At 39.5% G+C, this 16392-nt stretch carries 14 protein-coding genes; 7 read left to right on the forward strand and 7 right to left on the reverse strand.

All coding sequences use genetic code 11. The features are described from left to right. Nucleotides 1-144: 144 nt before the first annotated feature. Nucleotides 145-624, reverse strand: a complete 480-nt coding sequence (gene lrp / locus ALFOR1_RS09210) for a leucine-responsive transcriptional regulator Lrp (RefSeq protein WP_104642776.1) — start codon at nucleotides 622-624, stop codon at nucleotides 145-147. Nucleotides 625-766: 142 nt separating this feature from the next. Here lrp and ald point away from each other — a divergent pair, with 142 nt between their 5' ends. Beyond that, nucleotides 767-1888 carry an alanine dehydrogenase gene (gene ald / locus ALFOR1_RS09215; RefSeq protein ID WP_104642777.1) on the forward strand — a complete coding sequence of 374 codons (1122 nt, stop codon included), beginning with the start codon at nucleotides 767-769 and terminating at the stop codon, nucleotides 1886-1888. Nucleotides 1889-1997: 109 nt separating this feature from the next. On the opposite strand, the gene pssA is transcribed toward ald, so the two are convergent. Continuing rightward, the gene (pssA, locus tag ALFOR1_RS09220; protein WP_104642778.1) at nucleotides 1998-3323 is read right to left on the reverse strand and encodes a CDP-diacylglycerol--serine O-phosphatidyltransferase; all 1326 of its coding nucleotides are present in this window, start codon (nucleotides 3321-3323) and stop codon (nucleotides 1998-2000) included. 287 nt (nucleotides 3324-3610) lie between these two features. Here pssA and trxB point away from each other — a divergent pair, with 287 nt between their 5' ends. The 4 genes from trxB to infA all read left to right on the forward strand — a co-directional run bounded on the left by trxB (nucleotide 3611) and on the right by infA (nucleotide 6380). Then, on the forward strand, nucleotides 3611-4561 hold the full coding sequence (gene trxB, locus ALFOR1_RS09225; RefSeq protein ID WP_104642779.1) for a thioredoxin-disulfide reductase: 951 nt from the start codon (nucleotides 3611-3613) through the stop codon (nucleotides 4559-4561). Nucleotides 4562-4657: 96 nt separating this feature from the next. Next, a complete protein-coding gene (gene aat, locus ALFOR1_RS09230; protein ID WP_104642780.1) occupies nucleotides 4658-5374 on the forward strand; it encodes a leucyl/phenylalanyl-tRNA--protein transferase in 717 nt (238 codons plus the stop codon). Further along, entirely contained in the window at nucleotides 5367-6071 is a 705-nt protein-coding gene (locus tag ALFOR1_RS09235; protein WP_104642781.1) for an arginyltransferase, read from the forward strand. Before aat ends, ALFOR1_RS09235 begins: the two co-directional genes overlap by 8 nt. 90 nt (nucleotides 6072-6161) lie before the next feature. Beyond that, nucleotides 6162-6380, forward strand: coding sequence for a translation initiation factor IF-1 (infA, locus tag ALFOR1_RS09240; protein WP_002962494.1), 219 nt, complete (start codon nucleotides 6162-6164; stop codon nucleotides 6378-6380). Nucleotides 6381-6619: 239 nt separating this feature from the next. On the opposite strand, the gene clpA is transcribed toward infA, so the two are convergent. Both clpA and clpS read right to left on the reverse strand, forming a co-directional pair. Beyond that, nucleotides 6620-8881, reverse strand: coding sequence for an ATP-dependent Clp protease ATP-binding subunit ClpA (clpA, locus tag ALFOR1_RS09245; RefSeq protein ID WP_104642782.1), 2262 nt, complete (start codon nucleotides 8879-8881; stop codon nucleotides 6620-6622). 229 nt (nucleotides 8882-9110) lie between these two features. After that, nucleotides 9111-9419: an ATP-dependent Clp protease adapter ClpS gene (gene clpS, locus ALFOR1_RS09250; protein ID WP_082660643.1), complete on the reverse strand. Its 309-nt coding sequence runs from the start codon at nucleotides 9417-9419 to the stop codon at nucleotides 9111-9113. A 208-nt stretch (nucleotides 9420-9627) separates the two neighbouring features. Here clpS and cspD point away from each other — a divergent pair, with 208 nt between their 5' ends. Next, entirely contained in the window at nucleotides 9628-9846 is a 219-nt protein-coding gene (gene cspD / locus ALFOR1_RS09255; RefSeq protein ID WP_104642783.1) for a cold shock domain-containing protein CspD, read from the forward strand. A gap of 526 nt (nucleotides 9847-10372) precedes the next feature. Further along, nucleotides 10373-12595 carry an NADP-dependent isocitrate dehydrogenase gene (locus tag ALFOR1_RS09260; RefSeq protein ID WP_104642784.1) on the forward strand — a complete coding sequence of 741 codons (2223 nt, stop codon included), beginning with the start codon at nucleotides 10373-10375 and terminating at the stop codon, nucleotides 12593-12595. Between the two features lie 145 nt (nucleotides 12596-12740). On the opposite strand, the gene ALFOR1_RS09265 is transcribed toward ALFOR1_RS09260, so the two are convergent. The 3 genes from ALFOR1_RS09265 to ALFOR1_RS09275 form a co-directional block, all read right to left on the reverse strand. Further along, nucleotides 12741-13985, reverse strand: coding sequence for an amidohydrolase family protein (locus ALFOR1_RS09265; RefSeq protein ID WP_104642785.1), 1245 nt, complete (start codon nucleotides 13983-13985; stop codon nucleotides 12741-12743). 10 nt (nucleotides 13986-13995) lie between these two features. Beyond that, nucleotides 13996-15378 (reverse strand): amidohydrolase, encoded by a 1383-nt coding sequence (locus tag ALFOR1_RS09270; protein WP_058549779.1) that lies wholly within the window; start codon nucleotides 15376-15378, stop codon nucleotides 13996-13998. A gap of 100 nt (nucleotides 15379-15478) precedes the next feature. Next, entirely contained in the window at nucleotides 15479-16264 is a 786-nt protein-coding gene (locus ALFOR1_RS09275) for a hypothetical protein (protein ID WP_104642786.1), read from the reverse strand. Nucleotides 16265-16392 lie beyond the last annotated feature (128 nt).

Raw genomic sequence — 16392 nt, forward strand, 5'->3', positions numbered from 1 at the left:
TTCTATTTGCACTTGCTTAGCAGTCAAATACCTTAGCAGGAAATGCAATTTGATGCACTTTATCTTAGTTTGTATGGCCTGATTATGAACAAGTTTTTATTATTTAAGCGTAAAAATAAATATACCAACGCGCAAGTAAAGCTCTTAAGCAATATAAGGGCGAATAATTACACCTTGCTCACCTTTTACCTCTTCCATTACTACATAAGTTCGGCTTTCGCTTACGTTAGGAAGTTTCAAAAGTATATCGCCTAAAACACCTCGGTATTCCGACATATCGTTAACTCGCGTTTTTAATAAAAAATCGAAATTACCCGACACTAAATGGCATTCTATTATTTCTTCGTGCTTTTTAACGGCTGCACTAAATTCGTCAAATACATCAGGAGATGTTTTAGTAATTGTCACTTCTACATAAACAGATAACCCCTGCCCAAGCTTGGCAGGATCGACCACAGCTTTGTAACCTAATATATAGCCTTCTCGTTCTAGCTTTTTTACTCGTTCTAGACAGGGCGTAGCGCTCAGGCCAACTCGTCGGGCCAGTTCTACATTAGAAAGTCGCCCATCGTGTTGTAATTCCATTAAAATTTTACGGTCAATTCTATCTAATAACTGATGCATACACCCAACTAGTTTTTTATTCTGTTTATTCTTATTATTTAGATAATAACACTAGTCTGACATTTAAAAAAGGTGAGACACACTGCCTCATCATGAATATAATAGTGGAAAATATAAATCCGTTCTTAATAAGGCAAATTTTATGATTATTGGTGTACCTAAAGAAATTAAAAACCATGAATACCGTGTAGGTATGGTTCCTGCGAGTGTTCGTGAATTAGTAAATCACGGCCACCAAGTGATTGTTGAAACAGATGCAGGTATGGGCATTGGTTTTACAAACGAAGACTACACTCAAGCTGGCGCTGAAATTTTAGCAACTGCTGCTGATGTTTTTGCTAAAGCAGATATGATCGTAAAAGTAAAAGAGCCACAAGCTGTTGAGCGTGCAATGCTACGTGAAGACCAAATTTTATTTACTTATCTTCACCTTGCACCAGATCTTCCACAAACTGAAGACCTTGTTAAAAGCAAAGCGATTTGTATCGCATACGAAACAGTAACAGATGCGCGTGGCGGTTTACCGCTTCTTGCACCTATGAGTGAAGTTGCTGGTCGTATGTCTATTCAAGCTGGTGCACAAGCACTTGAAAAATCTAACCACGGTCGTGGCATGCTACTTGGTGGCGTACCAGGTGTCGAAGCTGCTAAGGTTGTTGTAATTGGCGGCGGCATGGTTGGTCGCAGCGCAGCGCAAATGGCTGTTGGCATGGGCGCAGACGTTGTTGTTCTTGATCGTAACATTGATGTACTTCGTGCATTAGACGCGCAATTTGGTAATAAAGTAAAAGCTATTTACTCTACTGCTGACGCTCTTGAAAAACATGTACTAGAAGCAGACCTAGTAATTGGTGGCGTACTAATTCCTGGTGCAGCGGCACCTAAGCTAGTAACAGCTGATCACATCAAAGCAATGAAGCCTGGCTCTGCAATTGTTGATGTTGCCATTGACCAAGGTGGCTGTATTGCTACTTCTAAAGCAACTACACATGCTGATCCTACTTTCATCGTTGATGAAGTTGTTCACTACTGTGTTGCTAACATGCCTGGCGCTGTTCCACGTACATCTACTTTTGCACTTAACAATGCAACATTGCCTTTCATTATTAACCTTGCAAACAAAGGTTACAAAAAGGCACTACTTGATGACGCTCACTTCTTAAAAGGCTTAAACGTAATTAAAGGCCAAGTTACATACAAAGAAGTGGCAGAAGCGTTCAACATGGAATATGTTGACCCACGCACTGCAGTAGAAAACGCATAAGTATGTGTTTTATAGTTAGGTGTTATTGAATAAAATAATTTCCTAACTACAAGCAATAAAAAAGCAGCTAATTAGCTGCTTTTTTTTTGTCTAAATTTTATGGGTTAATTTATATAAAACGCTTAATTATAAAATCTACTTTTACACGTTTAGCCTGGCCGAGTAATTTTTTAACCGGTTGCGGGTAATCGTCCATTGTCTCTAAGTCATCGGGCCCAGTTAAACGGCGGCAATGTTTTATTATTTCCTGCTTTTCGGTTTCTATTGCTGGCATGATTGTTTGCTCAGCATCATCAATTAAAATACCGTTTTCTATATCCAGCCCCCACGCACGTGGGTTTAAGTTATGCCCGCTTAATAAATGCTTAGTGCGGTCAGAGCAAATGCCCTTTAAATGAAAAGAGTTGCTTTCATCTTTCCACAAGTACACATTTAAATTACCGTTATCAATATGACGTTTTTGCGATTTTACAAATTTGTGCAAAATAGTTTCGTATAAATACGGCAGTGCACCAATTTTACTAAATGGCTCACTTGGCGGTAAATAAAAGTCATTTGCTGTTTTATCGCCTACAACAATAGTAACTTGCTTACCTTGTTTTAATAACCGGCGCAGAGAGCGCATTAGCGGTGCCGGAAAGTTAAAATACGGAGTATAAAGAACAAGCTCTTGTTCTGTAGTATCAAACAAAGCTTTTATAATACGGTTTAGCTCATTATTACGTCGCCCTAGCCCTAAAAACAAACGTACACCTAACGGCTGTGTATTTTTTTGCTCGGCCGATTTATAACTTGCTGATTTTAGATCGCGCATTAATTGCTTTTGTTCAAGCTTAAAGTCGATTAAACGCTTAAGTGGACGAGAATCAATTCTTGGAACAGCAATAGAGCTAAGCAGTTGAGACTCTATAAAGTCGACTACAGAATCACACAGCTCGTTTTGCGTCACTAAAAAGTAGCGGTCGAGCCTGTAGCGCTCGTTATATTGCAAATACACATTATTTAAGCTTGCACCGCTGTAAAGTAAGGTATCGTCAATTACAAAACCTTTTAAGTGTAATACGCCAAAGAGCTCTTTAGCTTTTACGGGTACACCGTAAACCTGAACGTTAGATTTAAATTTTTCTAAAAAGTCACAATATAAACTTGCGTTACCGTCTGATTTTTCGGCGCCGATAAGGCCGCGTTGCGCGCGATGAAAATCCACCAGCACTTTTACTTCAAGTGCAGGGTTTGCTAATGACACGCGATGAAGCGCTTCTAAAATTTCGCGCCCTGCTTCGTCGTCTTGTAAATACAACGCTGTAATGTAAATTCGCTTTTTTGCGTTAGCAATTAAACGTAGTAATTGCGTGCGGTAATCTTGCGCATTGGTTAAGACGTTAACGTCTTTTGAAGTCAACCCAAATGCGGGTTTTTCCTGCCAAAATAACATAGTTGCCTATTCGCTTAGGTCACATAATCTATCAGTGACAAATAAAATTAGGTAAAACATAACAAAAAAATTCAAGGTGGTCATGAATTAACGTTGTTTTGTTGCCTGTTAGTCTATTTATTGAGCTACTTTAACGTATTAACTGTAAAAGCACATAGTACTAGTACACAATACTGCACAGCTTTTCGATTTGCTGAAAAAAATAATCACGGAATTTGTTTACTTGTGCCTTGTTTTTCTTAGAATCGAAGCCATTAAGTTCAGAATTAAACGTTTAGGAAAAGATCATGACTGAAGCAAAACATTGTAAGTTACTTATTTTAGGCTCAGGCCCCGCTGGTTACACAGCCGCAGTATACGCAGCCCGTGCAAATTTAAACCCTGTTTTAATTACAGGTATTCAACAAGGTGGTCAATTAACAACGACTACCGAAGTTGAAAACTGGCCTGGCGATGCACACGGCTTAACAGGTCCTGCGTTAATGGACCGTATGAAAGAGCACGCTGAACGCTTTGAAACTGAAATTGTTTTTGATCACATTAATAAAGTTGATGTATCTAAACGCCCTTTCACATTAACTGGCGATCAAGGCACTTACACATGTGACGCATTAATTATTGCAACAGGCGCATCTGCTAAGTACTTAGGTTTAGAGTCTGAAACTAATTTTCAAGGTCGTGGTGTTTCAGCTTGTGCTACGTGTGATGGCTTCTTCTATAAAGGTCAAAAAGTTGCTGTAGTAGGCGGTGGTAATACAGCGGTTGAAGAAGCGCTTTACTTATCTAACATTGCTGATGAAGTACATGTTATTCACCGTCGTGATAGTTTCCGCAGTGAAAAAATTCTTGCTGATCGTTTAGCTGAAAAAGCACAAAATGGTAATGTAGTACTACACTACAATCGTACTTTAGATGAAGTACTTGGCGATCAAATGGGCGTAACTGGTGTGCGTATTAAAGACGCAAACTCTGATGCTACTGAAGAGCTTGATTTAGCGGGTGTATTTATTGCTATTGGCCATAAACCAAATACAGATATGTTTGAAGGCCAACTAGAAATGAAAGACGGCTATTTAGTTGTTGAGTCAGGCCTTAACGGTAACGCCACTCAAACAAGCGTAGCTGGCGTTTTTGCTGCAGGTGATGTATCTGATCATATTTATCGTCAAGCAATCACATCAGCGGGTACAGGTTGTATGGCAGCCCTTGATGCAGAACGTTTCCTAGATAATCTGTAATCACGCTAAATAATTTAGAAAGGGCTGATAATTCAGCCTTTTTTTATGCCTAAAATATAGTTACACTTTTAAGATAATTAATAAATTAAGCAATGTATGAGAAACCAGCTATACCAATTAAGTGAAAACGATATAGCATTTCCACACCCTGAATATGCACTCACCTCTCCTGATGGGTTACTGGCAATAGGCGGTGATTTATCAGTTGCTCGTTTAAGTAATGCTTACAAAAATGGTATTTTTCCGTGGTTTAGTGAAGACGAGCCCATTATGTGGTGGTCGCCAAGCGAGCGTGGCATTGTAGAGCTTAATGAGTTTCATATAAGTAAGAGTCTGCGAAAGCATTTAAAAAAGCACCCCGTAAAAGTCACGCTTAATAATGCATTTGCTGAAGTGATTGAAGCGTGCTGTGAGCAACGCATTGATACCGAGGGCACTTGGATCACTCAAGATATGATTGACGCTTACAAAGATGCACACGAGGTTGGTATTGCACACAGTGTTGAAGTTTGGCGTGATGGTGAACTAGCAGGTGGCCTTTATGGCATTATGCAAAATGGTGTATTTTGTGGCGAATCGATGTTTCATCATCAAACCAACTGCTCGAAGCTTGCAATGTGGGCGTTGGTTAATTGGCTAAAACGTAATAATGCACATTTTATAGATTGCCAACTAGAAAACCCTTATTTAACTTCTTTAGGTGCAAAAGTAATCCCCCGCTCAGAATTTTTGACTAGACTCAAAAAAGCACACAGTTATTGTGTTGACCAAACAATGTGGGAACCGCAGGAGCTAAACGCAATTTATGAATGAACATCTTCCGGCACGCGTTGGCTTAAGCCAAGAGTTTGCTTGTAGCTATCTACCCGATCGACAAGAACAGCTTTTGGTGATTTTAGATCCAAGCTGTTATACAACTGATAAATTTGAACAACTATTAGCGTTAGGCTTTCGTCGCAGCGGTAACCAAATTTATCGCCCGCACTGCCCTATTTGTAGCGAGTGCAACTCAGTACGTGTATTAGCGCAACAATTTATTCCATCAAAATCGCAAAAACGTAAACAAAACAAAGCAAAATCAGCATTTGAGGTTAAATATTCAAGTGTTGAGCGTGAGCAATACTATCCGCTCTACAGTAAATATATAAGCTTACGCCATAGCGATGGCTCTATGTACCCTCCTGATAAAACGCAGTTCCAGAGCTTTTTATTATGCAGCTGGCTAGAGATAACATTTATAGAGTTATGGCATCAAGATACGTTAGTGGCGGTTGCGGTAACTGATTGTATGAACAACGCTATATCGGCTATTTATACGTTTTTTGACCCCGACTTTGAGCACTATAGCTTAGGCTCGGTAATGATTTTACAGCAGCTTAAATTTGCTAAAGAACAAAATAAGGAATTTGTGTATTTGGGCTACCAAATAGACGAATGCGACAAAATGAAGTACAAAACTCAGTTTTTGCCCGCACAAAAACAGGTTAATGATGAGTGGTTGGCTATTTAATTTGCAAAAATGCCCCCTGCGCCTTTACTTATTGGCGTATTTTGGGCAAAATCTGCAGCGTTTAACTATTAAAGAGGTGTTACGCTAAACATGGCGAAAGAAGACGTAATCGAAATGCAAGGGACAGTCCTTGATACTTTACCAAATACAATGTTCCGAGTTGAGCTAGAAAATGGTCACGTAGTTGTGGCTCATATTTCAGGTAAAATGCGCAAAAACTATATCCGTATTTTAACCGGCGATAAAGTAACGGTAGAAATGACTCCTTACGATTTATCGAAAGGTCGTATCGTATTCCGTGCTCGCTAAGTAAGTGCGTAAACGAGATTTAGTTTTTGGCTAGTGCATAACTAGCTTTAAGCGTTTATTAAATGTAATTGATGGTACTTACTAGCAATTACATTTAATAAACAAAAAACCCAGCTTTTGCTGGGTTTTTTGTTGCCTGTAAAAAGCAAAAAAATAGCTCGCTATAAGCGAGCTATAAGCGAGCTATAAGCGAGCTATAAGCGAGCTATAAGCGAGCTATTTTATTTTTACAAAGCTAGTTACGCTGGTGTTAAATTACTTTCATAATCAAAGCGTATTTTTTTATCTTTAACAGACACTTTAACAGTGCCGCCATCAATAAGTTGACCAAATAAAATTTCGTTGGCCAGTGGTTTCTTAAGCTCTTCTTGAAGAACACGCGCCATAGGACGCGCTCCCATTGCTTTATCGTAGCCTTTGTCTGCAAGCCATTCGCGCGCCTTAGATGTAAGTTCTAAATTAACAGACTTCTTATCTAATTGCGTTTGCAGCTCAACAACAAATTTATCAACAACTTGTAAAATAACGTCTTTTTCAAGGTGGTTAAACCAAATAATGTTATCTAAGCGGTTTCTAAATTCTGGCGAGAATACTTTATTAATTTCGCCCATTGCATCGTGCGTATGGTCTTGCTCACTAAAGCCAATAGATTTGCGCGTTGTTTCTTGCACACCTGCATTGGTAGTCATTACTACAACCACATTTCTAAAGTCGGCTTTGCGGCCGTTGTTGTCGGTTAACGTACCGTGATCCATTACTTGCAGCAAAATATTGTAAATATCTGGATGTGCTTTTTCAATTTCATCCAAAAGTACAACCGCATGTGGATTTTTAATTACAGCTTCGGTTAATAATCCGCCTTGCTCAAACCCTACGTAGCCTGGTGGCGCACCAATTAAACGACTCACCGCATGACGCTCAACGTACTCAGACATATCAAAACGAATAAACTCAACACCCATACATTTAGCTAGCTGTTTAGTGACTTCTGTTTTACCTACACCCGTTGGGCCTGCAAATAAGAAAGAACCCACTGGTTTATCTTCGTTCGCAAGTCCTGAACGAGATAATCTAATAGCTGATGTAAGAGCGTCAATAGATTGGTCTTGCCCAAATACCAACATTTTAAGATTACGATCAAGGTTTTTAAGCGTTTCTTTATCTGTTGATGACACATTTTGCGGTGGAATACGTGCCATTTTAGATATGATCAACTCAATATCTGATACACCAATGGTTTTTTTACGCTTAGAGCTAGGTTGCAAGCGCTGGTTTGCACCGGCTTCGTCTATTACATCAATGGCTTTGTCAGGTAAGTGACGCTCATTAATGTACTTAGCGCTTAGCTCAGCGGCTGCTTTAAGGGCTTTTTGGGTATAACGAATACCATGATGCTCTTCGTAACGCTCTTTTAAGCCATTTAATATTTTAGTGGTATCGGCAACACTTGGTTCAAGTACATCAATTTTTTGAAAGCGGCGAACCAATGCGCGGTCTTTCTCAAAGATATTTTTATATTCATTGTATGTAGTTGAGCCCATACAACGTAATTGCCCACTAGAAAGTAGTGGTTTTAATAAGTTTGATGCATCCATTACGCCGCCCGAAGCTGCACCTGCACCAATAATTGTGTGTATTTCATCAATAAATAAAATCGAGCCTGGTTTTGCTTGCAGCTCTTTTAATAAACTTTTAAAGCGTTTTTCAAAATCCCCACGGTATTTAGTGCCCGCCAGCAATGCGCCCATATCAAGAGAGTAAACAACTGCATCAGCAATTACCTCAGGTACTTGCTCGTTAACAATTCGATACGCAAGGCCTTCTGCAATGGCTGTTTTACCAACCCCTGCTTCACCTACAAGTAACGGGTTATTCTTTTTACGGCGACACAATACTTGTACTGTGCGCTCTACTTCGCTATCCCGACCAATTAATGGGTCAATATGACCATCACGAGCTTGAACGTTTAAATTAGTAGTAAAGCTATCTAGTTTGCTTGCTTCTTCGTTTTGTACTTCTTGCACTTCTTCATGAATGTCGTCGGTGTCGTCACCTAACTCATCATCTGCCTTTGAAATACCATGAGAAATAAAGTTAACAATATCTAAGCGAGAAATATCGCTCTTTTTAAGTAAATATACGGCTTGGCTTTCTTGCTCTGAAAAAATAGCAACCAAAACGTTTACGCCTGTTACTTCATTTTTTCCTGATGATTGAACATGAAAAACTGCACGCTGAAGGACTCGTTGAAAGCCAAGTGTAGGCTGAGTTTCGCGCTCTTCTTCTAAATCTGGAATTACCGGCGTGGTTTCGTCGATAAACTCTAATAGTTCAGTTTTTAGGCCTGAAATATCAACACCGCACGCGTTTAATGCTTCCCCCGATGACGGGTTATCTAAAAGCGCAAGTAAAAGGTGCTCTACGGTCATAAACTCATGACGGCGAGTGCGCGCTTCACGAAACGCGGCATTTAAGGTTAGTTCTAAGTCTTTGTTTAGCATTGGCAACCCCTTACTGAGATAATAATTTATACCACATCAATTGGATGTTTGATCACCCTAATTGGTATTTATACCAATTGCATTAAATTAGTGGCTATTATAGCGATGAGTAAATAGCTTAGTTACAAGGCAAAAATTACAAATATAGTTGTTCTATATGAATAATTTTTAACGAAGTTAATAAGTTATTTAATCCGCTTAAATGATCACTTTTTAATAAAATTGGTATTTATTCCTGCTCACAACTACAAAGCAGTGGATGCTCGTTATCCCGCGAGTAGCGGTTAACTTGTTCAGCTTTGGTATGGGCTACGTCGAGGCTGTAAACCCCGCATATACCTTTACCTTTTTCATGAATTTGAAGCATCACGTCGGTTGCTCTATCGCTATCCATATTAAAAAACGTCATCAGAACTTCTATTACAAAGTCCATTGGCGTGTAGTCGTCGTTATTTAAAACAACTTTGTATTTCCGCGGTGGCTGTAGCTTTTGCTTTTCACTATCGCGAACTGTGTCTATAACACCTGAATCTTTCATACCACTCATAATTAAATATAGTCTTGTCTTTGGAACTCAAGCAAACTTGAATAAAAAATAAATAAAATGTTAAAAAATAACTTAAAACACTTGACTGGTTGGCTAAATAAACTACAGTCAAATATAGATTGATTAAACCTTAGTCAGTCTAGCAAATTATACGGTTTAGAATAACTAAATTAGTCAACTTATAGAAGGATGTAGAAGTATGGCTTGTGGTAAAGTCAAATGGTTCAACAACGCCAAAGGTTTTGGTTTCATCGTAGAAGACGGCTGCGAGAATGATATTTTCGCTCATTACTCAACGATTGTAATGGACGGTTATAAGACACTTAAAGCTGGTCAAGATGTAACATTCGAATTAGAACAAGATCCTAAAGGCCTTCATGCTAAAAACATTGCCCCTAACGGTGACATTTTAGAGTGATTGCAACTTTGTTCCACTAAAAGCGAGTGACCTAATTTAGATCCTCGCTTAATCCTTCAAAACACACTTCTTTGCTTCTACTGTCATTTATTGCCTCATTTTACGTAATTTCAACCCTTTTCCTTGAATTTATTTTATATACCCCAATGTTCTAACACAGAGCTATTTATATACTTGTTGGCAAGTTCAAAACCTAGCCCTTTTTAGCCAAGCTTGTTACACTCTTGGTGCTAAAAACAACGTATTAACATCGCAATTACCTAAGTGTTTTTGTATTAGGAACTTCCTATGCTAAAGGCTAATACCACTAAAACCAATTTAGTGGTTAAGTGTAGCGTTTTATTCGTTGAATTATAAACAGGAACCCAGTTCGTCAGGTGTGGTTATTCTGCTTTATTAAAAGGCAATAATGAGTACCAACACCTAACAAACTATTCATTATTTGAGAGTTGATACGGCTTCTCAAGCTTAATGAGTTCCTTTGCATTGTTGAATAAGGCCTTTGGCCTACTATCTAGGAATGATGATGACATCAAAAATTATCTATACAAAAACGGACGAAGCTCCGGCACTAGCAACTTACTCGTTGTTACCAATTATCCAAGCCTATACTAATGCGGCAGGTGTTGAAGTTGAAACTCGCGATATCTCATTAGCAGGTCGTGTAATTGCAAACTTCCCTGATTACTTAACACCAGAGCAACGCATTAATGATGCACTTGCAGAGCTTGGCGAATTAGCAAAAACACCAGAAGCTAACATCATCAAACTACCAAATATCAGTGCATCTGTTCCACAGCTTCGCGCAGTAATTAAAGAGCTACAAACTAAAGGTTACGCGTTACCTGAATACCCTTCTGAGCCTAAAAACGATGAAGAAAAAGCAATCCAAGCGACTTACGATAAAATTAAAGGTAGTGCGGTAAACCCTGTATTACGTGAAGGTAACTCTGATCGTCGCGCGCCAGGTTCTGTTAAAGAATATGCACGTAACAATCCTCATTCAATGGGTGCATGGAGCAAAGATTCACAGTCATATGTTGCAAGCATGAACGAAGGCGATTTCTTTGGTTCTGAGCAATCAGTTACTGTAGATACTGCAACTGATGTTCGTATTGAACATGTAGCTACTAACGGCGACGTAACTGTACTTAAGCAAAGCACACCACTTTTAGCTGGTGAAGTTATTGATGCATCACGCATCAGCGCTTCTAAGCTTCAAGCGTTTTTAGCAGCAGAAATTGATGCAGCTAAAGAAAAAGGCGTTTTATTCTCGCTTCATATGAAAGCGACAATGATGAAAGTGTCTGATCCAATTATTTTTGGTCACGCTGTTAAAGTATTCTACAAAGATGTATTTGCTAAACACGGTGAGCTTTTTGAAGAGCTAGGTGTTGATGTAAATAATGGTTTAGGCGACGTATACTCTAAAATTCAAACATTAGACGACGCTAAGCGCGAAGAAATTGAAGCAGATATTCAAGCTGTTTACGCAAACCGTCCTGCAATTGCTATGGTTGATTCTGACCGTGGCATTACAAACTTACACGTGCCAAGTGATGTGATCATTGATGCGTCTATGCCTGCTGCAATCCGTTCAAGCGGTCAAATGTGGAATAACGATGGTAAATTACAAGACACAAGCTTTGTAATTCCAGATCGTTGTTACTCAGGTGTTTACCAAGCAACTATTGATTTTTGTAAAGAAAACGGCGCCTTTGATCCAACAACTATGGGTAGCGTTCCAAACGTTGGCCTTATGGCTCAAAAAGCTGAAGAGTATGGTTCGCACGATAAAACGTTTGAAGCAAAAGCTGACGGTTCTATCCGTGTTGTTGATGCAAATGGCGCTACTTTACTTGAGCACACTGTTGAGCAAGGCGATATTTGGAGAATGTGTCAGGTTAAAGATGCACCAATCCAAGACTGGGTTAAACTTGCAGTAAACCGTGCACGTGCAACTGGCGTTCCTGCAATTTTTTGGTTAGACGAAAACCGTGCTCACGATGCACAACTAATCAAAAAAGTGAACAAATACCTACCAGATCACGACACTGCTGGCCTAGATATTCAAATTTTAGCACCGCTTGAAGCAACACTTTTCTCTTTAACGCGTATTAAAGAAGGTAAAGACACTATTTCTGTAACAGGTAACGTACTACGTGATTACCTAACAGATTTATTCCCAATTTTAGAGTTGGGTACAAGTGCTAAAATGCTTTCAATTGTTCCACTTATGAATGGTGGTGGCTTATTTGAAACTGGCGCGGGTGGTTCTGCACCTAAGCACGTTCAGCAATTCGAAAAAGAAAATCACTTACGTTGGGATTCTCTAGGTGAATTTTTAGCACTTGCTGCATCACTTGAACACTTAAGTGTGACTGCTGGTAACAAAAAAGCACAAGTACTTGCTGATACACTAGATAAAGCAACAGGTACTTTCCTTGCACAAAACAAGTCGCCTTCACGTAAAGTAAAAGAAATTGATAACCGTGGTTCTCATTTCTTCTTATCTTTATTTTGGGCTCAAGAGCTTGCTAAGCAAGACGAAGACAGTGAGCTTAAAGCGCAGTTCACTCAAATTGCTAACGATTTAGAGACACAAAAAGATCAAATCGTAAGCGAGCTTAATGAAGCTCAAGGCCCTGCTGTAGACTTATCTGGTTACTTCCAACCAAATGATGATGCTGCATTTAAAGCAATGCGCCCAAGTGCTACATTTAACGAAATTTTATCTAAATTAGTATAATTTTAGATTAAATTAAAAAACCGCTTACTTTTAAAGTAAGCGGTTTTTTTGTGTCTTCATTTTATATAAAAAGGCCGCTACTTTAACTTTAAAGTAGCGGCCTTTAATAATTAACCTGAATTTTGGATAATTAAAGCTATATTAATTATTTTGTATAAGCACGCGGCATTGTTGAATCTGTAGTGTAACGCTCACGTAGTTTATCTTGGCGCGACTGTGTAGAAACCTCTTCACCGTTAATAATCATTTTACTTACATGGCTACTTAGCTCAAATGGGTCGTTACTCCATACAACCACATCGGCAGCTTTACCTACTTCAAGGCTACCTGCATTTATGCCAAATACGTCGGCTACATTGGATGTAACAGCATTAAGTGCACCTTGCTGGCTCATGCCATACGAAACTGCATTACCGGCATCAAAACGAAGCTGGTAAATATTATGGCTGGCATCCCCGCCTACCGTTAAAATAACCTTTACTCCGGCTTTTTCAAGCACGGCTGCGTTATCTAAACTTGCATGAAGTGAGTCAAAGCTTGAAGGTAAGCTGTCCATTGCACTAATAATTACTGGCACTTGTGCTTGAGCTAGCTTTTCTTTTACTACTACAGCATCTTGCGCACCATTTAGCACTAGATTAATACCAAACTGCTTTTTAACCTTAAGAAGCTCAATAATATCTGCCGCTCGCGATACACCTACTACAAGTGGCATATCGCCGCTAAGTACTTTAGCCATTACTTTATCTTCAGTACTTGGCTTGCTGTCGTCATCTTTTTTAGGCTTTTTAGCCGCTTTAGTTTGGTGCTCTTCAAGCTTATTAATAAGCGTTTGCAATGTAAATGCACGGGAACCTTTGCTGCGTTCTCCTAAATAAACAATTAAAGCGGCTTGTTTTTGAATGTCGCTATCAAAACTACCACTTAAATCAACAACACTCGCAAGGCCCGAAAAAATACTGTCGCCACCGTGAGGAGTTATTACATCGCGTGTAACCCCGCCCTTACGCGCATAAGGTATTAAGCTAGAATGGGCGTTATAAGCAAGGCTTACATCAAAATCAATACCCGCTTTTTCTTCGCCTGCATCGCGAGAGCCTGCAACTGCACTCACTTCAACAAGGCCAAGCTGATTAATACTTGCAATAAAGCCAGGTGTTACAATTTGACCTTTTACATCAATAACTTTATCTGCTTGCACTTGTGTTGGGTTAATGGCGGTAATTTTTCCGTTATCCATTACTATACTAGCGTTTTCTAAAACGCCTTGCTCTGATGAGGTATGAAGTGTTGCATTAACAATAGCAAGCGATTGGGCACTTGCCGCACCTGAGGCTAATAATCCAGCAGCAACCAAAGATAGCGAAAACGAACGTGATAAATTTTTCATTCTGGGCTCCTTATTGTTGGCCTAACATAAAATCACTTTGTGCTTGGAATGCGCTATCGTTTCTATCATAAACTTTTGCACCATCTACAAACACTTGCTCTGCTTTTGCGTAAACACTAAATGGGCTTTGATTCCAAATAACCACATCGCCTTGTTTACCTGCTTCAAGCGATCCTGTTTTATCTTCAATACCTAAAGATTTAGCTGCATTAGAGGTGATCCATTTAATGGCATGCTGCTCAGAAATATCAAAACCATTTTCGTTTGCGCGGAACATTACTTTACCGGCTTCTTGGTTTAAGCGTTGAATGGTTGTATCAGAATCTGAGTGCACAACCGCACATGAGTTTTTAACCGCATCTACAATAGCTACGTTTTCTTGAACCATGTCGTACGCTTCCATTTTAAAGCCCCACCAATCAGGCCAAAGTGCAGCACATGAACCGTTATCAGCGAGAAGATCGGCAATTTTGTAAGCCTCTACACCGTGATGAAATGTACCAGCGTGGTAGTTAAATTCTTTAGAAAGGTCAATCATCATGGCCATTTCTTCAGCTTTATAACAATGGTTGTGAATTAATACTTCACCTTCAAGTACCGCTCGAAGAGTGTCGTGCTTAATGTCGCGAACGGGTGCTTCTGGGTTTAAGCCTGCTTCGTAATCAGCGTCGTACTTGTCCCATGCGCGCTTATATTCTTGTGCTTCTGCCCATGCCATACGGTAACCTGCCATGTTACCCATACGGGTTGAAGGTAATGTACCTTGACGACCATAAACACGTTTAGGGTTTTCACCACACGCCATTTTTAAACCATTTGGCGCTTCAGGGAATTTCATTGCTTGCATGGTATGCGCTGGTACGTTTTTAAGCGTAACGCCTCGGCCGCCAAATAAGTTAGCTGAGCCTGGTAAAATTTGTAATGAGGTAATACCGCCTTCACGAGCGCGGTTAAAGCCAGGGTCTTGTGGCCACACAGAATGCTCTACCCATACCTCAGCAGTATTCGGGCTCGTCATTTCGTTACCATCTTGATGCGACTCAACCGATGGGCTTGGGTAGGCGCCTAGATGAGAGTGGACATCAATAATTCCTGGGGTTACCCATTTGCCCATTGCGTCAATTGTAGTATCTGCATTAGCAGATAAGTCTTTGCCTACTTGCTGTACTTTACCATCAACAAGTAAAACATCCGTTTCATCTAAACGCTCACCCGTACCGGTAAGTACAGTGGCGTTTGTAATTAATGTGCTACTAGTCGCTACTGGTTTGTAAGTACTTGGGTAAGGGTTTTTATTGATTGTTATTTTTGGATCTTGTGGGCCATTTTCTTGGCAACCAACAAGTGCAGCAGCTAAACCAACTGCTAACAATGAGGGAGCAAATTTTTGCATGTTGTTAGGTTCTCCTGTTTTTTTGCTACTTTAGCTAAAGCTAAGTAATAAAGCTAAAAAAACAGGTAAAAAAGCGATTAATTGAGTTAAATGACTGTAATTATTTTTTTATATAATTGTTATACAATTTTTCAAGCGCACCTTCAGTCGTAAGTGACGGATCTTTGCTCATAAAGTGTTTAACGGTACGTGTTACAAAATCTGAGTTTTGCTTATGCTGCTTGGAAAAATCTTTAATTAAAGTATTACCGTCTTTCGCTGCGGTTACTTTATCGTGACGATGACGATATTGGCTTAACGCTTTGTTAAAGTCGCCGTTGTAGTCTTCAACTAAAATTTTATAAAAGTCACTTTTTTGTACTTTAAGACTATTAATGCAGTAGTTTAACGCTTCTTTAAAGTCAGTAAAAATCACGCCTTCTACATCAAACTCTTTAGTTTTTTCGCGCACGGTTACACGCGCTTCTTCTGTGGCATAACTGAAGCCTGTAAAAGCTAAGCGCTCTGATGCTTCTTTTCCTAGCTTCATACCCGCTTGAATGCTGTGTGCAAATTCGTCGCTCATTTCGCCAAGTTCGCTTTCTTCCCACATATTATAAACGCGCAGCGCTTTTGCATATTTGCTTGAGAGCTTTTTTTTAAGCTTAGTGAAGCGCTCATCTATGCTCATGAGCCTTTCGTTATGTAATAGTGCATGGCACTCATAACATGCAGCAATTGATACAAAATCGGCTTCTTCGCCCAAATCTATAATGCTTTGTAGCATATGCAGCGGCGGGCAATGGTCTCGCTCTGTTGCTTCGCAGCCACAATAAAAACATTGATTAAAATGCTTGTGCTCACATGCATACGCTTGCTGATAATAGCTTGCTAACGTTTTGCTCACTGGTGCTCCTAATAAATACGCGCTAATTAATAAAACATCACAAATAATGGAGGCGATAATAACAGCCTGAAAAAATAAGTTATACCAATTACATTAAATTAGTGGCCTATTATTTCGTTAATAAAATA

It is taken from the genome of Pseudoalteromonas carrageenovora IAM 12662, assembly GCF_900239935.1.
GTDB lineage: Bacteria > Pseudomonadota > Gammaproteobacteria > Enterobacterales > Alteromonadaceae > Pseudoalteromonas > Pseudoalteromonas carrageenovora.